This window comes from Rania fehmarnensis, from assembly GCF_056494185.1.
The window spans coordinates 7,367,579-7,389,306 of record NZ_CM151398.1 but is presented as its reverse complement, the minus strand read 5'-3'; the positions used below and the strand labels follow the sequence as shown (position 1 = coordinate 7,389,306).

Here is a 21,728-nt window from a genome sequence, read left to right as displayed (position 1 = left end):
AACCGCCTGACGCGGGGTTCGATTTCTGGTAGACTGTGTTCCACCCGGTTCGCTGCCGACTGACCGTCTGCAGCGCAATCACAATTGTTCACGGCAAGGAGACGAGCATGGCATTGGGAGATCTACAATCGACCACAGGCAAGGCCATGGAGATCATGCTGGTTGAGGACAGTCTGATGGACGCGCGGATCACGATCGAATCCTTGCGCAAATGCGGAATCCATCATCGGGTGACCCTGTTCCGCGACGGCACCGAGGCCGTCGAGTTTCTGCAGCAAAAGGGCATCTTCTCGCGAGCTCCGCGGCCCGATGTAATTCTCCTCGACCTGATCCTGCCCCATACCGACGGCGTCGAACTGCTGAAAGTCCTCCGCGGGTCGGCCAATATCGAGTCGATCCCGGTGGTAGTTTTGACCAGTAGTGACGATGGTGCGGACAAACAAGCCTGCGAGGCCTTGGGCGTTACGACTTATATTCGCAAGCCCTTCAACGAGGTCAAGTTCCTGAGCGTCATACGACGATTCAAAGAGCTATCGCTGGTCGGCGACTTCGAAGAATCTTCCACGTAGGTCGACCCGGCACCCGCGTTTGAAGAGATCGATCTTGATTCTAGTCTTTGAAGATGCGCACGTAGATCAACTGGCACCCATTACAACCGGCCGACCAGCCTGTTGTATCAGCGTCGCTTCGTATCGCCTGATCGATCTTCTGATGCAACTCGATCAACCGATGTGTGGTGTGTGGCGCGACTATTTGCGGCAGATTCAACAAGCAGATTTTCCGCAACTGAAATTGCCGGATCAGATGACTGGTTCAGCCAGCCCGCGTCCCGCTTTGGCGCTCAACGCGCGACTGGTGCCTTCGGCTACCACCCTGCAAACGCTCAAACAACTGCTCAGCCAAAGCTCCACCAGCGGCGCTGTGGGCGTCGTCTGGGAAGGTTCGCAAGTCGCGGCCGTCGTCAATCCGCCTTGGGATTGGAACGCCATCGCTGCCAGCAGCAATAATATCGAGAGTCTGCTGTTGAGCTGCAAAGACTTGCCGCAACTACCGCTTACCCTGGGCCTGATGTCTTATCCGCATGAAGTCATCGCTGCCAACATGCGCGTGTTCAACGAGAACATGCAATTGAGAATTGCGTCGCAGCGCTATCGGCAAACCGAAGATGGTCTCTACCTGGCCGATGGTGCGCAACTAGGCCAGTATGTCATCTGTGATACCCACACAGGTCCCATCATCATTGACTCCGAAGCCCAAGTCGGTCCTTATACACTGCTGCGCGGACCACTGTACATCGGCCCCAAAGCCAAGATCCTCGAGCATGCAGCCATCAAAGATGCAGTTGCCCTAGGGCACACGACCAAAGTCGGCGGTGAAGTCGAAGCGGCGATTATCGAACCGTATAGCAACAAACAGCACCACGGTTTTTTGGGCCATAGTTATTTGGGAAGCTGGATTAACTTAGGCGCCGGTACCTGCAATTCGGATTTGAAGAATACCTACGGTACTGTGAACATGGAATACACCTGTGGCAAAGTGGCCACGGGTATGCAGTTCTTAGGCTGTGTCATGGGCGACTACAGCAAGACGGCCATCAACACCGGTATCTTCACCGGCAAAGTGATCGGTGTCTGCAGCATGATGTACGGCTTTGTGACCAGCAACGTACCCAGCTTTGTAAACTACGCGCGGCTGTTCGGCCAGATGACCACCTTGCCACCAGACATCATGACAGCCACTCAGCAGCGCATGTTTGCGCGACGCAAAGTCCAGCAGAGGGCCTGCGACATGCAATTGGTTACCGACATGTATCGCCTGACGCAAAACGAACGCGATCGTTTCGGCGACGCCCTGGCATTTTGAGGAGGTTATGTCACTTCCTGCGGCGCAGCTGCGTGAGGGCCACCGAAGATATAGTGACCTCAGTATCTCTCAATTGATTGCTGGATCTAACTGAAGGTTCTCCCTCGCGGTTAACTATTACTTTATACGTAAAGTAATTGGCCTCCCTTCGGATTGCGATTGCTTTATATGTAAGCTAATGCAACGCCCTCTGGTTCTCCCCTTCTCCTCCAATGTACTGATAGGCGTTAGCCTCGGTTGCTGAACCTGTGAGCACCCAGGCGGTGGTTCACTCCCGAAAGACCAAACCGGTCGCAATAGCGCCCCCAAAAAGGTGCGGTCACAACTTCGCTTGCATTGGCTGCTCCAGCAGGCTGGCCAAGGGCACCACTTCGTTGCATGCACTGGCAATGCTGCGCATAGCCAGTGCCACCCTCAGGCCTTTGTATTTCGATAGTTAACAGCTGTAAGCCCCCGACGCCGATTCGCCAAATGCGCAGACTCAAGAGATGGTGACCGGACAAGTCGCTGCTGCGGAGGGTCAGACGGCCAGCGATCAGAAAATCATCGACCTGGAGGCGACTAAAGTGAACGCAGTGGCTCGCGAGGAAGACGAACCGCCGATGGTTCGCACTTGCGAGCCTCGTTACTGCAAGGGTGAGGCTGTGGAGATTGTCCGACTCAAGGGGCAACAAACGATTCGCATCATGTTCGCAATTCAAACATAACTCCAGTGACTTCATGGTTTTTCGCAGCGAAAAGTCTTTTTAGTCAGCAACTTCACGGGCTTGGTTTGGTTATTATTGAAGCCTTCGAACTTTCCTGCCCTAGCCCTAACCCTCCCGCCGCTTTTCGTCTGGAAATCACCATGAATCGCCGCTCATTGTCTCAACGGACTAGAACGCGCCGCATGCAATTCGAATCTCTCGAACGCAGAAACTTGCTGGCTTCACTTTGGCAGAATGCGTTGGATCCGTTGGATGTCAATGACGACAAGTTTATCTCGCCGATCGACGCGCTCTTGGGAATCAACCAAATTAACTCCAATGGAAGTGGTCCGCTGAGCGGTCAACCGACTCGCGGAGAATCTCTCACGGACACGAGCGGCGATCGATTCTTGTCTCCTATCGATGTCCTGCTGGTGATCAATCATATTAACAGCGGCAGCAATTCGAACGGAAGGGCCCAGCCACCTTATCTGCTCAGTGAAGATGCTGGCGTAAAAGAAATCTATGTCCCGATTGAGCTGGGCGAGTCAGGCGGTGTCCGGCGACTACGTCTTGGCATAGATGCGAACTTCGACCTGTCGGATGAAGGCTCCGCGCTCGAAGATAGTTTTGCGATTTATATCGTCGATCGATATTCTCGCGAGACGATCGTCGATCGCGGCACGCCAGGCACCGCTCTCTTTACCCTGTCTGGAAAGAAAGCAGATTTCCTTCCTGGGCAAGCTCGATTCGATGGCCGCACACTCGAACTGGACATCAGTACTGGTTCAACCATCCAGGATGCTGCGTTGTTATTGCAGTTGATTAACACCGACAATGACATCGGATCGAGTCTAACGGTTACACCGCTCGAGAACGTGGTGATTGAAAATGCAAATTCATTGGGGGGCGTTGTCCCGTTGAGTTTCCTGTCTGCGGCTTCGACGGCGATTCAATTGAACACGTTGCAAGAAAGCACTAGCATTGTTCCGCATTTTGAGAACCTTCGCTATGACGTGCTGCAAGATGTCTTTACAGCTGAGGTCTACCTTGAAAACGAAGGGCCCGCCATCGGACGCGATGTAGTGCTCATACTTCCGGAAATAGACGCCAGTTCTGTTCGCTCGACTGTCTCAGGTGAGACCGCAAATGGCAAAGCGTATATCAACTTCCGTGGTGCGATCGCTTCCGGCGGGCTCGATCACGGCGCTCGCACGGACAGAGTCTTGATAGCGATCGACGCTCGAGTCAATCCGCTGCGTTTTACTTATCAAGTGTTAGTGGGAGCGGCCAATCAAGCGCCCGTACTTTCGCCCATCGACCCGATCAACATCGTACCCGGTGAGGTTGTAACGCTGCAACTTGCGGCTGCGGATGTTGACGGCGACAACATCCGGTTTTCTATTGGCCTCAGTGAGTCAACCCCGAACGTATTCTTGGATCGAGAAGGCGTGTTGAAGATCGCCCCCTTACCAAGTGATATCGGGACTCATCAATTGCAGATCGTCGCTTCCGACGGCCTACTTTCTTCGACGCAGTCATTGACTATCAACGTATTGCCGAGCGCTGCGACAACGACGCGCGTTCGTGGAAAGGTATTGGATGTTGACCAAACACCCCTCGTAGGAGTGCGCGTCGAAATTGGGGCCATTGAGGCACTAACGGGTGCCGACGGATCGTTTCTCTTAGACCTAGGAAGTGGTCCGCTAGCGGCAGATACGCTCAGAGTACGCGGCGAGCTGCTAACATCAGCGGCCTATCCGTTCATCGCGGAGAAGTTGCCTTTGGTGCTCGAGCACGACATTTTTGTCGGTTACGAGAACATTATCTATCGGCCTATCTATTTGCCGAAGTTGGACATAGCCAACGGAATGACCGTCAGTCCCACGCAAGACACACTAGTTACGACAGCAACTATTCCTGGTGCCTCGGTAATGGTTAAAGCCGGTACCCTGTTGGACCAAACCGGCACTCCATTTTCAGGCAAGCTGACCATCACCGAAGTTCCTCGCGAGCTGACCCCTGCCTCGTTGCCAGACAACTTGCTCCCTGACTTGGTCGTCACCATTCAGCCTGGCGAGATGGTCTTTGCCAGTCCAGCGCCTTTATCGCTACCCAATCGCGCTGGTTGGCCGGCCGGCACGGTTATGGACTTGTGGTCGATCAATCCCGTGACCGGTGAATTCGAGATCGTCGGCGCGGGGGCAGTAAGCTCCGATGGGAGCGTGATAGAAACCACCGAGGGTGGTATTCGCAATAGTAGTTGGCATGCGTGGATATTGCGACTTACAGATGTGATTGCAAATTTCTTTGATCCTCCCTGCCAGAAGTGTCACCCCAACTTTACCTCAGCCTCCCGTGTTAATCTCTTCAATGGTGCCATCACCGAGAAACACACGGTATTTGCTTATTCGTCTCAAGGTCAATCTCGCAGCATTGACCTGACCTACAATTCGCTGCGGGCAGACGTTCGGCCAGCAGTAGACTTTGTTGCATCGCTTCAGTGTGTGATAGTTGGAGGACTAGGCAGAGCCGATCAGAAGATTTCCGCCGAGTTGCTTGCGTCACGAAGCAGTTCTCCCGGCGGCGGTAATTCGAGCGGTGGTGGCATAAAAACGTCTTTAGCATCGGGCGTTTGGTCCCTGCCTTCATGCTCCGGTGGCGGAGTAGTAGAGCTGGGCGGCACATTGATCGGTAATATGCAAGACTTTCCATCGGGCCAATACGACTTTGAATTAAAAGTAGGTGTAACGACGACTGGCGCGGGGGACGTACCCTCTGGTGCATCTCTGGTCACACCGATGCTTATGCCGATTATCAACTACTCGCTGAGCCCTTTCGGCAGCGGCTGGGGAATCGCGGGCCTGCAGCATATCATTGAGAATCGCGACGGTTCGTTGCTGTTGATTGATGACGGCGGTTTGAGCTTACGTTTTACACCTCCATCAAGCCCGGGTGCCGCTTATGATCCGCCACCGGGCGACTTTTCGCGTATGGAAAAAATGCCCGATGGCACTTTCCGCCGTACACTCAAAGATCAGACCGTTTTCGAATTCAACGCTGATAACAAATTGGCCATCGAGCGTGACCGCAATGGCAACGTGACTGAGTACCGGTATACCAATGGCCGTATATCGGAGATCGTCGATCCGGTAGGGCTCACGACCCGATTCGAATTTAGTGGCTCGCGACTCTCGGCCATCATCGATCCCTACGGTCGCCGAACTGAAACACGTCATGACTCGGCAGGCAATTTAACTCGTATCATTGCTCCTGATGGCTCGCAGACTTCCTGGACTTACGACAGCTACCATCACACAACCAGTATGACCGACGCCAATGGAAACGTTGGCCAAGATCATTTCGACGGACTGGGAAGAGCGATTGGTGTCTCCTTCGCGGATGGCTCAACGGCTACTGTACGACCTATGCAGTCGAAAGGCCTTTCGCGCGTAGAAATCGGTGACGATTCTGTCACACCCCCTCTGCCATCTATCGAGCGCTCCGCAGACTACGTTGACTCCAACGGCAACGCCATCCATATGATCTTGGATGGAGCGGGGCAACCCAAGCTCATTACCGATAGCATCGGTCAAGTGTTCTCGAGCATTCGCAATACTGACAACTTAATTAGTGAGTATTTCGACGGGCGCGGCAACCTAACATCGTATGAATATGACGATCGAGGCAACCTGACGCGAGTTACAGACGCCATTTCCCGCATCAATTTCGACGCCGACGTCACGTGGATCGGTAGCTCCGGAGATTGGCACGATCCCAGCAACTGGAGCACGGGTGAAGTCCCTGGTCCTCAAGACGATGTTCTGATTGACTTAGCGAATTCCAATGTCACTGTAACCATCAGCGCCCAGGCATCCGCCAACCGTCTCATTATAAATGAGGAACTGAACATTGTGAGCGGTTCGCTAACGCTCACGGGGGAGTCTCTAGTTTCTGCCCGACTGCACGTTTCACCGGAGTCGAGTTTCGTCGCCAGTGGTCCGCAAGCTGACGTCACGCTTCTGAATGTGCAAGATGGTGGACAATTTCAAACCGAGAATGGCGCCTTTCTTCGATTTTCGCGAGCAGAACACTTTTATGATGGAGCGTTTCGTGTCGTTTCTGGCGGGCGACTTGAGTTGCCGAGAGTAACGGACATAATCGGATCAACTTTCACCGTCAGCGGAGCTAACTCGAGTTTCGTTCTTCCAATGTCCGTTACGAGCTACTCCATTGCCACGGAGGGTGATCGCACCTTTGTTGCCGAAGACGGCGGACTTTTGGATTTGAGCGCTCTGACAACACTCTTTCCAAATGGACAAGGTTATACGATTCGCTTTGTTGCCAACACAGGTGGTCGAGTTCTACTGCCGAACTTGGGTGCCATAACGGAAAATGCTGTCGAAGTACGCGCCGAAGGTGTAGAGAGTTTGGTCGACCTGGGATCCCTCGCCAGTTGGAATGGACAGTTTGTAGAAAGGAACTGGCAGTCAGCGCTCATCAGCCGCGATGGCGGACGCGTCGTTGCACCTGTTTTGACCTCATTGCAAGGTGTTTATATTGAGCTGAGGGGCGCCGGTAGTTTGCCCACCGCGCAGATCTCATCGCTGCGCGAGAGCTGGCTGTTGATCGCCGACCGAGTTGTTGATTTGGGCGGCCTGACCAGTTTGATCGATTCAACCCTTGAGCTGAATGCCGGTAGTTCCGTAACGACACCGCTACTAGCGGATATCACCGGAGCATCATTTTTTGTCCGTGGCTCAGATACCAGCTTCGTTTTGCCAGCTGCCATCACATCTTTCCAAGCGGGAACCACTACAGGAGATCGCTACTTTCAAGCAGAAGATGGTGGTCTGCTGGACCTGAGCTCGTTGACAGTACTCCATTCGAATTCGCTAGGATTTTTCACTCACTTCATAGCGACCACTGGGGCCCAAGTGTTGCTGCCCAATGTAGTGGCGATCACGGACAACCCTGTCGAGGTGCGCGCCGATGATGTGGAAAGTCTGGTGGATGTGTCGTCCCTCACCAGTTGGACTGGCCAGTTTGTCGACGCAGGCTATCAGTCAGCGCTGATCAGCCGCGATGGCGGACGTGTCGTTGCACCAGCCCTGACCTCTCTGCGAGATGTTTATATTGAGCTGAGGGGCGCCGGTAGCTTGCCCACCGCGCAGATCACATCGCTGCGCGAGAGCTGGCTGTTAATCGTTGACCGAGCTGTTGATTTGAGCGGGCTAACCAGTTTGATCGATTCAGCCCTTGAGCTGAATGCCGGTAGTTCCGTAACGACACCGCTACTAGCGGATATCACCGGAGCATCATTCATCGTTCGAGGGGCAACAACCAGCTTCGTTCTTCCGTCGGCTATCACCTCCTACTTTGCTGGAGGCTCTAGCGGTGATCGCCGCTTCCAAGCTGAAGATGGTGGGCAGCTCGACCTAAGCTCGCTGACGTCGCTCAATTCGAATTCGCTGGGCTTCATGACAAACATCGTGGCCATTACTGGTGGCCAAGTGTTGCTGCCCAACGTGGCGGCCCTAACAAAGAATACTGTCGAAGTACGCGCCGATGACGTTAATAGTTTGATCGACCTTACATCCCTCGCCACTTGGACCGGACAATTTGACGATGCTGGGTTTCAGTCAGCGCTCACAAGCCGCCATGGCGGTACTGTCCTTGTCCCTGCTCTGACCACGATGCAAGATGTTCAAATTGCGTTGATCGGTGCCGGCAATTTGCCCACTGCGCAGATCACGTCGCTTCGCGAGAGCTCGCTATTGATTGCCGATCGAGTAGTGAATTTGAGTGGCCTCACCAGCTTGATCGATTCCGCCCTTGAGTTGAACGCTGGTAGTTCAGTGACGACACCAGTGCTGGCAGATATTACTGGCTCATCGTTCTACGTCCGCGGCGCAGGGACGAGCTTCGTTCTTCCGTCGGCTATCACTACTTACTTTGCTGGAGGCTCAAGCGGTGATCGCCGCTTCCAAGCCGAAGATGGTGGTCTGCTCGACTTGAGCTCGCTGACAGCGCTCAATTCGAATTCGCTGGGCTTCATGACAAACATCGTGGCCATTACTGGTGGCCAAGTGTTGCTGCCCAACGTGGCGGCCCTTACAAATAATACTGTTGAAGTACGTGCCGATGATGTTGATAGCCTGATCGACCTTACCTCCCTCGCCACGTGGACCGGACAATTTGACGATGCTGGGTTTCAGTCAGCGTTGACAAGCCGCCATGGCGGTACTGTCCTTGTGCCTGCTCTGACCACGATGCAAGATGTTCAAATTGCGTTGATCGGTGCCGGCAATTTGTCCACTGCGCAAATCACGTCGCTTCGCGAGAGCTCGCTATTGATTGCCGATCGAGCAGTGAATTTGAGCGGCCTCACCAGCTTGATCGATTCCGCCCTTGAGTTGAACGCTGGTAGTTCCTTGATCACACCAGTGCTGGCAGATATTACTGGCTCATCGTTCTACGTCCGCGGCGCAGGGACGAGCTTGGTTCTTCCGTCGGCTATCACTACCTACTTTGCTGGAGGCTCTAGCGGCAATCGCCGCTTCCAAGCCGAAGATGGTGGTCTGCTCGACATGAGTTCGCTGACAGCGCTCAATTCAAATTCACTTGGCTTCATGACGCATATCGTGGCCATTACTGGTGGCCGAGTGTTGCTACCAAATGTGACGGCAATTACGGAGAATTCGGTCGAAGTACGCGCCGATGACGCGGATAGTCTGATCAACCTTTCATCATTGGCGGCTTGGACCGGACAATTTAACAACTCTGGATTTCAATCGGCCCTCTTCAGTCGCCATGGCGGAACGGTCATGCTGCCTGCTCTGGCAACAGTGCAAGATGTTCATATTGAGCTGATTGGCGAGGGTGGTTTATCGACTTCGCAGATCACGACCCTTCGCGAGAGCTGGTTGTTAGTTGCCGATCGAGTAGTCGATTTGAGTGGCCTGACCAGTTTGATCGATTCAGCTCTTGAACTGAACGCTGGTAGTTCAGTGACGACACCCTCGCTGGCGGATATCACTGGGGCCTCATTCTTCGTTCGAGGCGCGGGGACGAGCTTCGTCCTGCCTTCAGCTATCACTACATATTTTGCTGGCGGCTCTAACGGCGATCGCCACTTTCAATCCGAAGACGGCGGTCTGCTCGACCTCAGCTCGCTGACATCGCTCGATTCGAATTCGCTCGGTTTCACTACAAGCATCGTGGCCACCACTGGTGGCCGAGTGTTGCTGCCCAACGTGGTTGCCATTACGGAGAATTCTGTCGAAGTGCGCGCCGATAACGCAGATAGTTTGATCGACTTTACATCGTTAGCGACTTGGATGGGGCAATTTGCCGGTGTTGGGTTTCAATCAACTCTTTTTAGTCGCCATGGCGGTACTGTCATGTTGCCCGCGCTAACCACCTTACAGGATGTGAATGCAGAACTTACGGGCGACGCTAACTTGACGATTTCCCAGATCGTTAGTTGGAAAGAGAGCACGATTGGCTTTGTGGATGGTACGTTTACTTTCACCAACCTGCTCGATGCCAACGATACGAATCTAAACATCAGTGCAGCGCGTGTTGAAGCACCCGTCTTGTCCAATATTGGGAACGGTGTTGTCACGCTCAGCAACGGTGGTTTCCTGGACGCTCCCAATTTGCCAGGGTTCGGCGGTGGCGGTGAAGGCCCCGATGGCGGCGATGGCCAACGTAATCCAAACGGCGGTAGTGAAGGTGAAGAGCCGCAACCAGCCCGAGTGCAATCGCGGACCTTCGCCTATGATCCGACGTTCAGTCAACTGGTCGAGGAAATTGATGAACTGGGGCGTCAGACTTTGCACACTGTCGACGCCGCCAATGGTAATCGTCTACAGACACGCATTGTCGTGGGCTTGAGTGATTTACTCAGCAGCGAAACCGACGACCAGGTGACTACCTTCACCTACACGGCCAGCGGTCTGCTGGACGAGATGACCGATCCACTGGGGCGGGTGAGCGACTGGGACTATGACGCACTCGGCCGTGTAGTGCGAATCACGATCGCCAAGGGGACTGCGAATCAAGCGGTGATGCTGACCGAGTACGATGCGTTCGGCAACATCTCGGCTCAAGTGGATGCTAACGGCAATCGGACCGAATACGAATATGACTCACGAGATCGGCTTACTCTCGAGCGTGATGCGGTGGGTAACGTAACGCGATATGCCTATGATTCGTTCGGTAATTTGATTCAGCAGACCGACGCGCGCGGAAATGTATGGCGATACCAATACGACCGCAAGCATCGGATGATTGAATCGCGTGATCCACAAGGTGGTGTCACCACGTATCAATATGACCTGGGCGGTAATATGGTCAGCACCACCGATCCGCTTGGCAATCGCACGCGTCACGAATACGACGTACGCGGCCGTCGCGTGAGGTCCATCGATCCAGACGGCGGGGTGACCAGTTTTGCTTACGACCTCGACAACAACATGATCAGCCTGACCGATCCAGTCGGCAACACGACCACGTTCGTTTACGACGCACGCAGTCGTCAAGTCTCCGAGATCGACCCGCTTGGAAAGGCGATTCGATATGATTACGACGCGGTCGACAACCTGGTTCGCAAGACAGATCGGCTGAATCGCGTCACCAACTATCAGTACGACCAGCTCGATCGTCTTGTAAACGAAACTTGGGTTGGTGGCGGTAACCAGATTTTTTACGACTATGACTTGGCCGACAACCTGGTGCATGTAAAGGACGCGTTCAGCGAGTTGACGTACACCTACGATGCGCAAGATCGTGTTACTTCGGTCGATAACGCTGGCACACCCGGTGCGCCTCAGGTTGTGCTTCGGTACGTTTACGATGCAGTCGGAAACGTATTGTCGGTAACCGATTCGATCGAAGGCACTCCCAATGCGGTGACCGGTTATCAGTACGACGCCTTAAATCGTTTGGCCACGCTGACTCAGACCGCCGCACCAGGGGCCGCAGCGACCGACATCGCGTTTTTACCGTCGGACAAACGTGTTGATTTCACTTACAACCCGCTCAGCCAGTATCAGAACATTCGCCGTTACAGTGATTTGTCAGGTACCAACTTGGTCATCAACACTGCCTATGCCTATGACACGATGAGTCGCCTGGCCAGCATCGATCACTTGAATTCCGCTGGCTCAGCCGTTTCGTTCTTTCATTATCAATACGACACTTCCAGCCGCATCACGCAGATCACCGACATCGACGGAGTCACCAACTACTCTTACGACGATCGCGATCAGCTCACGGGAGCCAACCACACCGACCCCGATAATCCCGACGAATCCTACACCTACGACGCCAACGGCAACCGTATCAACTCGCATCTTCACGGCGACGGCTACGTCACCGGTCCCGCCAATCGCCTACTCTCCGATGGCACCTACAACTACCAATACGACGACGAAGGCAGCATGATCCTACGCACTGAAATCGCCACCGGTGCGACGCGGGAGTTTCAGTGGGATTATCGAAATCGGCTGGTTGCGGTGATCGATAAAGACTCTAGTGGGGCAGCTACGCAAGAAGTTGGGTTTACTTATGATATGCTTGGCCGACGAATCGCCAAGTCAGTGAAGTCCAGTCTACCAAACTCTGCTGATGCGATTATCACTCATTTTGCTCACGATCGCGACAATTTAATACTGGCTTTCGTTGAACCGAATATTCCCGTTTCTGGCCGCACAATGGTAGTAGCCCGATATCTACACGGCACCGAGATAGACCAAGTCTTGGTGAATGAGATAGAGACTAGCTCTTTCCAATGGTTCCTGAGTGATCATTTGGGTTCTATCAGAGCAGTTGTAAATCGAACTGGTGACCAAATTCAGCTGTTAGACTATGACGTTTTCGGTAATCTGCTTAGCGATATCGAGGCATTTGGAAACCTAACTTTTCGTTTTGCAGGTCGGGAGTTTGATACGGAGACAAATCTTAATTTCAACCGTGCTAGATATTTCGACTCACAGCTTGCACGTTTTGTAAGCGAAGATGTTTGGCGTTTCGCCGATGGTCCAAATGCATCAATTTATGGTCGAAACGCGCCTCTCCGTTTCACGGATCCGAGTGGAAAGGCAGTGCATCTTGTCGTCTTGGTGGGGATCGCAATGGGAGGCATTTATTTGCAAAATTATTTTGTTCATGAGGAGGAGTTTATACGTCTTCGAGAAGAGGATGATGGTTCCGGAAAAATACAGCCTGCATTCTTTAACATCGATGACGTTGCAATTTGCCTATTGGGAGGGATTAAGGCGTCGCAAGTCCCGAGAAGAAAACCGAAACCTGCGAAAAATTTCACGCCCCCCACTAATCCTCATCAGAATCCCACGTTGACCATTCCCCCTGGCTGGCGAATCCGAAGACAACCCGCAACTAGCCAATATCCCACAGGTTATTGGAAACTTGAAAAGCCGATGTTGAACGGAAAATGGCAACCGATTGACCCATCGACGATGAAACCAGGAAAGGGAGCTTCCGACACACACGTTCCATTCCCTGGATTTAACCCCTTCAAGTACGAATAAAAGTCAAGCTGCGTCCGGGAGGCCGCAGCACTGCTGTGCGACGAGCGTACGAGCGCGAAACCTTCACTCGCGATCGACTTTGAGGATACTCACGGGAGACGTCGCCTCTGTCATCCGAGGTTCACGGCGAATGGGATCGCTTCAAAGTTGAAGGGCGACAAGCTTCGAGAGCTTGAAAAAATCTGCAACTACTTCCAGAAAAACCCTCTCGCATGCAATACGACTTGTATCTTAAGTCAGGCTATCCAATCGCCACAGGGGGCATTGAAGGTGCCTGCGGTCACTTGGTTAAAGATCGGATGGAACGTAGTGGCATGATATGGACGCTTGAAAGTGCCAGAAGATTGCTTAACGTTCGAGCTTTTCCATCAACAAAGAGTCGCAGAACTAATCAAAGCAACATCCACACCGACAATTGGTGGCAGACTATTGCCCGCCTACCCTGCATGTTAACCTGCGGACTGCCGGTCACGCTCCCTTAATCAGCTCTGATCTCTGGAGAGACATGGCAGTGTTCAACACTTTTCCATTCCTTGCATTTTCGCGCAATTCGCTAGAAATTCACAATGCCATATCAACAACATAGCCTCCGACATCAGCACCGACCGTTAGCCCTGCTGCATTATCAAACGAAAAATGAATCCCGCCATAAATCCGACTGAGTCCTGCTTCCTGCGCAGCGTGGTTGAAACTGGTGAAGCTACGGGTGACGATTAGCGATTCGTCGAGCGGGCGTTGGCCGGGGGCGGAGTGGGCGTCGGTGGTGCTGGTGAAAGCATAGTTGTCACCGAACAGATGCGTGAGTACCGCTGACGCGGCGCCGCTGAAGGTGCTGTGACCGGATGTGTACGAAGGAAACGGTGGCGTGCGCAGCAAGGGCAGCCAACTCGCATCGGCAATGGTTTCGCTATTGCCATCGGTCTCAGCCAAGCGAATCGCATCAATGGGCCGCCAGAGATCGTATGTGTACTTGCTGTCCCAAGAAACGATACCCGCGTCGGCCAAAGCAAAATTCAAAAGTGCCAACGTGCGCGCACTGTTGATCAAGGTCAGTGATTGCTCGTTCACAACGTCGGTTGCGATGCGGTTCCAATGCCCCGGCGGAGTTGCTGTGCCACCGCCATCGGCCCAGAAGATCGCAATTTCTGTTTGTTCGGTTGTACGTTCAGAGCTGTTGACGGAGCCGAATCGCATGACTTCGTCCACGGCTGCAGCGTACTCTGGGCTGGTCAGCGCCGGTGGGGCTTCGACGCGAAAATCGATTGGATCGGCGATCACAAACGGAGTCACGGCAGGCCACTGTGGTAACAGTGGTGGAATGAAATCGGGAAGCGTCCGTTGCCACGCACCTGGCTCACTTCCATATGCATATGCTGTGGTCGCAGTACTGCCATCGTTGGCTCGCATCGCCAGAATCGTTTGGGCGATTGACTCGCCTAGCAGAATTCCCTTCGCGCGTGCGGCATCGTCGGGAATGGTCGCGAGCGATTCGGCCAACGTCGCATTCCACACAGCCAACTCATCGGACGCTGAGTACAAGGCTGCTGCCACGCGGTAAGCCGCCGATGCACCGGCGGCGACTGGCGAGGCGTCACTCACGATCGAACCTGTATAAGCATACGATTCATACTGACCGGCGGTCGCATTGATGGCATCAAACATGGCCGCGTGAATCATGGCCAGATTGCGAGCTACTTCGGGTGGTCGCGCTGTTACTATTCGATTTTGGTAGGGATCATTCGAAGTGGTCGACCACTCGCGAATCACGTTCAGTACTGCCGCATTCCAATCCGTGACAATATCGCCGCGTCGTAGTTCTCGCGTCGCCGCTTTGATCCGGCCAAGCTCATCTACGATTTCGATTTGGAAACGGTTGACTCCAAACTCCATGGGTACTTCGAATACAAAACGTCCACTCTGATCGGCTCGCAGCGCCCAAGCGCCTGCATGCGGCGCGGTAGCTCTGTCACTGCTAAGCGAGACTCGGGCAAAGGCCGATGTTTGCCCAAGCAATCGCAATCGATCGCCAGTTACCAAACCGTTGCCGTTCGGGTCGCTGGCCGAATCAATGCTCAGGGCCAGCGGAACATCCGGCAGAGCATTATTGAGGGTGTTGACGATCAACAGCACATCAAGGGGTGACAGCATTTCATCGTTCGAAACATCCAAGAAGGGCGGCGCCGCACCGTCCGGCCGCTCCGGTAATTCATGACTTCCAGCGTCATTAATCGCGTTGATTACCAAGAGGGCATCGAGCGCCGAGACATATCCCGATGCATCAACATCACATTGCAGTGAGGAATTGTGCCAATCGCCGGCCAATAAATGTCGACACTCCAGCGTTTCCGAGTCTAGTTTTCGACATGCGTTAGGTCTCTTGATGCGCATAAGGAAAATTCCGCTGGTTCCGCAAGTCAATTCGGCAGCTAGTTATTATAGTCTGACCCTGAGGCGCGACGCGAACTGATGCGTATTTCATTTTTCTCTGGTGACTGCCTAAGCACGTCGACACGTCCAATTCGGGATTAGGGCACTTATTGGGGGAGAAGGGGCCGTACAGCTTTTAAGTCGTGCCACTGCATATTCGGTCTTTCGGTTGCATAGACCAAGGCGAAGCCGTAGGCGTTAGCCTCGGTTGCTGAACATGTGAGCACCTAGGCAGTGGTTCACTCCCGAAAGACCAAAACGGTCGCAATGGCGTCCCCTCAAAGGTGCGTGCACAACTTCGATTACATTGGCAGCTCAGCAGGCTGGCCAACCGCTCCACTTCGTTCCATGCACTGGCAATGCTGCGCATAGCCAGTGCCACCCTAAGGCCTTTGTATCTTGGATACGAAGGTATGAGTTTGCAGCATTACCTCGCGTTCCCGGGTATGAGGTAACTCGCGAAGACGGTAAGGCCCATGACTGCATCTGGGGGCCCCTGCGGTTAGCTCTTGCTTTATGCGTAAAGTAATCAGGCTCCCTTCATCTGCGGCGGCGTCGCAATTTCAGGGTGATCCCCATGAATACTCGATCGCCATGTGCAGGTGACCGCGAAGTCATGAAATACAACTACGCAGATGCGCACTTGTAACTTTTTCGGCTATCGCGGCTCTATCCTTATGTATTGGGCAAAAAACAGTTCAGGAGAGCACGATGATCAAGTCAAATGTTGGAAATATTGATCGAGCTATACGAATCCTCGCAGGAGCTGGATTGCTGGCCCTGGTCTTCATTGGTCCGCAGACACCTTGGGGGTACCTTGGCGTGGTTCCTCTGTTGACCGGTGCTATTGGATTCTGCCCAGCTTATTGTCCATTAGGCCTGAGCACTTGCCGCATACCAAAACAATAGCGCTGGTTCCAGCAAAGCCACATAGACAATCATCAATCATCAATCGTAAATCTTCAAAGCCCTAGTCCTAGAGCGCTAATGCCTAGCAGGCCGCTGCTGGCTCCGTCCAGGCCGGAGAGTTGAATGGCGGCGGGGCGTTCGGTGATCAGCATGACATTGCTGGTGACATGAGTCTCTTTGAAGAAGAACGGCGCGATCCAAGTATTGCCGTTGATGGGAATGCTGACAGTGACGCTGACCAGGGCGGTCGTTTCGGTAAACTCGCTGGGGCTAACATCGATCCGCCATGACTTGACGCCTGAAGCTCGCAGCAGCGATTCGCTGGCGGTGCGGGCTTCTGATGGCAAGGCCCCGGCCACGATCGCGGCGCGAGCCCCTTCGTAAGCCGCGGAATCGGCTGACTGCTTCAGCATCCAAGCCCGCGACAGCTCAAGAAACGCGGCCAACATCATCAGCATGATCGGCAACAGCAGGGCTAGTTCCACTAGCAGCGCACCGGTAGAGTGCGATCGTCGATAGCGGAGGGCAATATTTCGTTTCAACATGTTGTGGTCGACTAGCGCGTGATGAGAATTGGCAAGTGTTCGTTGACATCCTGGATCAGCTGTACAAAATCGTCCGCTGATTCGGCGTGAATATGTTTGCCGTGAGACAAGTCGGCGATCTGTTTCATCTGAACCCGATTCGCATCGACGCCCAGGCTGAGCGTGTAGATCATGATCTGCCCGGCAGCAGCATTGCGGGCAGCGGTTAACGGATTGGGGCCAAAGTTGTCTCGGCCATCGGAGACCAACAAAATGACCCGCGATGCCCAAGGTCTGGCCAGGCCTCTCATGTTCAACATGGTGACAGCGCTGTTGAGTCCATCGCCGATGCTTGTCCGACCGCCAGTGTAAAGTTGACTATGCACCGCCAGGCCGGATTCGATCAACGCATACTGACTGGTCAGTGGCGTGTTGAGCAGCGAGACATTGTTAAAGGTGGTCAAGGCCACTCGTTCGTGCTGTGGAGATTGACGGAACGTATTGAGCATGGCTTGTATACCGGTCCGCACGGTGCTCCAGCGCGAGCCAGGCGGCACCGGCAGAGGCAAGACGAGCAGCCCTTCGGGTAGTGAATTAGTGCCTGCGGGGCTGAGCATGGAACTTGAACAGTCCAGTACGATAGCAATGTCCAGTTCCGCCTGCGCGGCGGTGGCTTCTTTGAATGGTTTGAATTGAGTCGACATCGAATATGCGGGCATCAGCATCGGCAAAGCGTTGCGCGACCGCTGAAAGAAGTTCGCGCTGAAGCGCACGGCATTGGGATGATCCTCTTTGGTGAAAGAGTATTTCTCGGCGGCACTCATTCGAGTAGCGGCAGCCAGTTCGAGATCTCCTGCTTCGACCGACAAGACCTTGCCCGCAACTTTGTTAACATTGGCCAGCCGCTGCGCGCCGGCGTACGCGGCTGACTCGGTGCCTGAATCGACCAAGGCTCGACACGCGGCTCGCGTAGCCAGGTCGGTCGCAATCTGAAGTTCCGTGCGTGTGTACTGCATGTAGGCCACATTGATAGCCAACGCCGCCAAGGCGATGGTGGCCATCAGAATGCCAGTCATGACCAGCAACGCACCACCACGACGATCAATAGAAAGTGTCCGTCGGAGGCTCATTGTTCCACCAAGATTGAAACCGATTCGTTGAACGTGCGACCACGATAGAACCAAGAGGTGCTCAGCGCATTGCTGTCGGCTGGTACCGACACGCTCACTGTCAGTAGGTCACCTTTGGAAAGTTGTGACAATTCGTTTACCGATAGCGACATCGTAGCGGCGCTGACGTTGCGGCGAGTCATGATGGAGTCGCACAGCCGAGTTAGTTGTGCCCTGGTAACGCCGGGCAAGATGCCGATGCGTGCGCATTCAAAGGCCGCGATCTTGGCGCTCTGCTTAACGAAGATGACTTTGCAAGTGTCGACCGTGGCCAGGCTGATCAGTACCAAAATCGGGAGCGTCAGGGCGATCTCGATAATCGCGGCCCCGGTGAGTCGGTGCCGCCGACGACTGCGCTGATCAAAGGATTTTGGCTGCGAGCATCGCTTGGCCACAAGAATTGCCCCACTTCCACAAATGAACCGAAACACTCTGCTGGGGCGTTTGGAAGTTTAGTACACACAAAACCCATCGGGAGTGGACTTGAGCCGCGATTCCATCATTCCCCCACTGCGGGAGGGCGTTGCAATCGCCACAGCCGTCTCAGCTTGCGTGTTGCAGAGTTTTTCACAGGGGTATGCAACGTGGGCGACGTCTCCGGCCCGTAGCGTTCAGCTTATGTGCGTGGCACAAATTTCCAGTCGACACGCCCGGCAACCTGTCCCACAGGAAATTTCGACTTGTCTCTCACATTGGTGGGTTACAATATACAGGTTCAGTTACTGGCGATTCCCCTCACGCGTTTTTGAGCAGTTGATAGTTATGGAACGGCGCATCCGAGTCAAATGCCCCGATTGTGAAGCGGCCATCGAGTTGAAGGTCGACCAGCAACAATTGATCGATGTGCACTGCCCGCGATGTCGAAACGAATTCACGGCTCGCGTTCCCGAACCAGTCGTTGAACCGACTCATATTCAATTGGTTCAAGTCGACGAGGCCGAACCTACGCCCGAGCCAATTCGCCCCAAGCGAATCAAGAAGATACCCAAGAAGCCCGCTCAACATCAACCAGCCCCCGCACCACAGTATCAACCACTGCCACCGGCAGCTGGTTATGGCTATGGTAACTACGCAGGTTCTGCATATACGCCGCCACCGGCGCCGGCATCCGCTTTCAGCCCTAAAGCTTTCATCATTGCCACCGTCTCGCTGTTGTCGATCGGTTTGCTGATAGGTTTAGGTATCTTTGTCACGACGCTGATATCGAGGTTGGACTTTGGTTCTTCAACTCTCGCATCGAATACGGCCTCGGATTTACCACCCACCACAGCGCTGCCGCCTACAACGGCTGCAGGCAATAGCGTGAGTCCCATCAGTCCGTTGGGTGGGGTGAGCAGCAATGCGTCCAACAGCACAGCTCCGATTAGTGCCTTACCATCCAGTCCCGTACCCGCGACCACACCTCAACCATCGCGGGTTGATTCGTTGCCGATGGCCAGTGCAGGCAGCACGAATAGCGCGACCCCCAACTCTGCACCTGATACCAGTGGCGAATACAACGGGATGACGCGGCGTGTGATCGAGCAAGCTCAAATTCTTGGCAAAGCTACCATAGCCGGTGATTACGAATTCATTGCGGATCAAACCTATCACGGATTGTTGAAGCGCATGGGCGGCCGGGCTGGACTGGTGGCTACGACTCGCAAAGCGTTCGAGGCCATGAAAACGACCGGCACTGTTATTCACAACTATGAAGTTGAAAACAATGTGACAGTCAAACGCAATAACAACAAGATCTTTGCCGTCGTGCCGGTATCGAGCGAGATGAGTGTGCGTGAGCGCCGTGTACGTTCCAAGTCTTACTTGCTGGCCATATCGGAAGACGAAGGAGTGACATTTGCGTTTCTAGACGGCAACGGCTTGAAAGACGAACAGGCTCGGCGCACAATCGTGCCCGATTTGCCCAATGACCTATCGCTACCGACCCCTAACGCCATCGTTGGTCAGTAGGACGTGGCGACACTGCTTAGACGCGTTCGATCAGCATCGCCACCGCTTCGCCTCCGCCCAGACACAAAGCGGCGATGCCGGTGCTGAGATTGCCTGCCAGCAAGGCATGGATCAACGTCACCAGGATTCTCGTGCCGCTGCATCCCAGGGGATGACCCAAAGCGATGGCCCCGCCATGCACGTTGACTTTGTCGCTATCCAAACTCAAGATGTTTTTGCAAGCCACAATTTGCGCAGCGAAAGCTTCGTTGATTTCGATCAAGTCGATATCGGCCAGCGATCGACCGGTCTTTTCTAGCAAGCGGGTGATGGCATGGGCTGGTGCGGTAAACAGATGCTCGTGGGGACCGGCGAAGGTCGTATGGGCCACGATGCGAAATGCCCAACTTGGGTTCAAGGACTTGGCCGTCGACGCATCCACCACCGCCACCGCAGCCGCACCATCGGCCAAACTCGAGGAATTGCCCGCAGTGACTGAGCCAACATAATGGCCGGTGGTCTCGTCTCGATGGGTGAGCGTCGCGACCGAGCGCAAGTTGGATAGCGACGGAAGCGAACAGTCGGAGCGAGGGCCTTCGTCATGTTGGATTCTCGACGGCGACTTTCGGCTTTCGACAACGACTTCGACGATCTCCGCTTGGAATTGGCCGGCTGCTTGGGCCGCGCAGGCTCGTTGATGACTACGCAGAGCCCAAGCGTCTTGATCGTCGCGCGAGATCTGCTGGTCCCAGGCCAGGTGCTGCGCGATGTTGATCATCGATTGCCCGCTGGACGCGCAGTGCAGACCATCGATTTCCAGCGCATCGCGCAAGACGCTGGGACCAAACTTGCAACCAGTTCGCGAGTTACTCATCAGATGCGGCGCCTGGCTCATGCTCTCCATGCCGCCAGCGATCACGCGCTGGTACTGGCCGGCGCGAATAGCCATGTCGGCTAACATCACTGCATACAGTCCCGAGCCGCAGACTTTGTTGACCGTGACGGCACCGACGGTGGGCGGCAGGTCTGCTTGCGTCGCGGCTTGTCGCGCGGGGGCTTGGCCTGCACCGGCCGATACGACTTGCCCCATAATCACCTGATCGATCGTGGACGGGTCCCACCCTGCGCGCTGATTGAGCGCTCGCATGGCGTGCGCGCCCAGGGCAGCTGCGGACAAACTGGACAGGCTGCCCAAGAACTTGGCTTGTGGCGTACGAACGGCGGCAATGATATGGGCATGAGTCATGGCAAGTGGACTGTCATCTTTGTGTCGAAGCACGAGTCAGATATGATTGGCGGATTGTACGAGATCAATCGCCTACAGGATAATCATCGATGACCAAACCCACATGTGCTGTCTGCGTGATGTTTACTGTCAAACCCGAAAATGTTGCCGACTTTCGCGAGGCGGTCCTTTTGCAGGCCAAGAATTCGCTTGAAAAGGAGCCGTGGTGCCATCAGTTCGACGTGAGTTTTGACCCCGAACGTCCCAATATGGTCTTGCTGTACGAGACCTACGATGATCGCGCAGCCTTCTTCGAAAAACATCGCACGACTGCTCACTTTGCCCAGTTCGGCAGTCAGATAGCCGACTGGGTGGAATCCAAACAAATAGGCGTGTGGGACATCAGTTAACAGCATCTCCCTGTAGCGGAACGCCTCAAG

The 21,728-nt window shown here is 54.3% G+C and carries 12 protein-coding genes and 1 pseudogene; 8 read left to right on the top strand and 5 right to left on the bottom strand.

Annotation, left to right across the window (positions count from 1 at the left end; translation table 11 throughout):
* Window positions 1–107: 107 nt before the first annotated feature.
* The 5 genes and pseudogenes from SH573x_RS25130 to SH573x_RS25110 all read left to right on the top strand — a co-directional run.
* Window positions 108–569, top strand: coding sequence for a response regulator (locus tag SH573x_RS25130; RefSeq protein WP_479350799.1), 462 nt, complete (start codon window positions 108–110; stop codon window positions 567–569).
* Between the two features lie 34 nt (window positions 570–603).
* Window positions 604–1,863 (top strand): putative sugar nucleotidyl transferase, encoded by a 1,260-nt coding sequence (locus tag SH573x_RS25125; RefSeq protein ID WP_479350798.1) that lies wholly within the window; start codon window positions 604–606, stop codon window positions 1,861–1,863.
* 488 nt (window positions 1,864–2,351) lie between these two features.
* On the top strand, window positions 2,352–2,570 hold the full coding sequence (locus SH573x_RS25120; RefSeq protein ID WP_479350797.1) for a hypothetical protein: 219 nt from the start codon (window positions 2,352–2,354) through the stop codon (window positions 2,568–2,570).
* Between the two features lie 140 nt (window positions 2,571–2,710).
* Complete coding sequence (locus SH573x_RS25115) at window positions 2,711–13,105, top strand: RHS repeat-associated core domain-containing protein (protein WP_479350796.1); 10,395 nt, start codon at window positions 2,711–2,713, stop codon at window positions 13,103–13,105.
* 53 nt (window positions 13,106–13,158) lie between these two features.
* Window positions 13,159–13,467 (top strand): annotated as a pseudogene (locus tag SH573x_RS25110) (ISKra4-like element ISRma1 family transposase); the annotation flags it as partial.
* Between the two features lie 199 nt (window positions 13,468–13,666).
* Here SH573x_RS25110 and SH573x_RS25105 read toward each other — a convergent pair.
* Window positions 13,667–15,493 (bottom strand): phosphatase PAP2 family protein, encoded by a 1,827-nt coding sequence (locus tag SH573x_RS25105; protein WP_479350795.1) that lies wholly within the window; start codon window positions 15,491–15,493, stop codon window positions 13,667–13,669.
* 750 nt (window positions 15,494–16,243) lie between these two features.
* Between SH573x_RS25105 and SH573x_RS25100 the strand changes: the two genes are divergently transcribed.
* Window positions 16,244–16,441, top strand: a complete 198-nt coding sequence (locus SH573x_RS25100) for a YgaP family membrane protein (RefSeq protein ID WP_479350794.1) — start codon at window positions 16,244–16,246, stop codon at window positions 16,439–16,441.
* Window positions 16,442–16,494: 53 nt separating this feature from the next.
* Here the strand turns inward: SH573x_RS25100 and SH573x_RS25095 are convergent, their stop codons facing one another.
* Genes SH573x_RS25095 through SH573x_RS25085 form a run of 3 tightly spaced genes read right to left on the bottom strand, consistent with a single transcriptional unit; the run spans window position 16,495 to window position 18,529 of the window.
* Window positions 16,495–16,986: a TadE/TadG family type IV pilus assembly protein gene (locus SH573x_RS25095; protein WP_479350793.1), complete on the bottom strand. Its 492-nt coding sequence runs from the start codon at window positions 16,984–16,986 to the stop codon at window positions 16,495–16,497.
* Window positions 16,987–16,997: 11 nt separating this feature from the next.
* A complete protein-coding gene (locus tag SH573x_RS25090; protein ID WP_479350792.1) occupies window positions 16,998–18,095 on the bottom strand; it encodes a vWA domain-containing protein in 1,098 nt (365 codons plus the stop codon).
* Complete coding sequence (locus SH573x_RS25085) at window positions 18,092–18,529, bottom strand: TadE/TadG family type IV pilus assembly protein (RefSeq protein ID WP_479350791.1); 438 nt, start codon at window positions 18,527–18,529, stop codon at window positions 18,092–18,094. Before SH573x_RS25085 ends, SH573x_RS25090 begins: the two co-directional genes overlap by 4 nt.
* A 367-nt stretch (window positions 18,530–18,896) precedes the next feature.
* Here SH573x_RS25085 and SH573x_RS25080 point away from each other — a divergent pair, with 367 nt between their 5' ends.
* Window positions 18,897–20,084, top strand: coding sequence for a BRcat domain-containing protein (locus tag SH573x_RS25080; protein ID WP_479350790.1), 1,188 nt, complete (start codon window positions 18,897–18,899; stop codon window positions 20,082–20,084).
* Between the two features lie 16 nt (window positions 20,085–20,100).
* Here the strand turns inward: SH573x_RS25080 and SH573x_RS25075 are convergent, their stop codons facing one another.
* Complete coding sequence (locus SH573x_RS25075) at window positions 20,101–21,309, bottom strand: thiolase family protein (protein ID WP_479350789.1); 1,209 nt, start codon at window positions 21,307–21,309, stop codon at window positions 20,101–20,103.
* 89 nt (window positions 21,310–21,398) lie between these two features.
* On the opposite strand from SH573x_RS25075, the gene SH573x_RS25070 reads away from it, so the two are divergent.
* Complete coding sequence (locus tag SH573x_RS25070) at window positions 21,399–21,698, top strand: putative quinol monooxygenase (RefSeq protein ID WP_479350788.1); 300 nt, start codon at window positions 21,399–21,401, stop codon at window positions 21,696–21,698.
* Window positions 21,699–21,728: the final 30 nt, after the last annotated feature.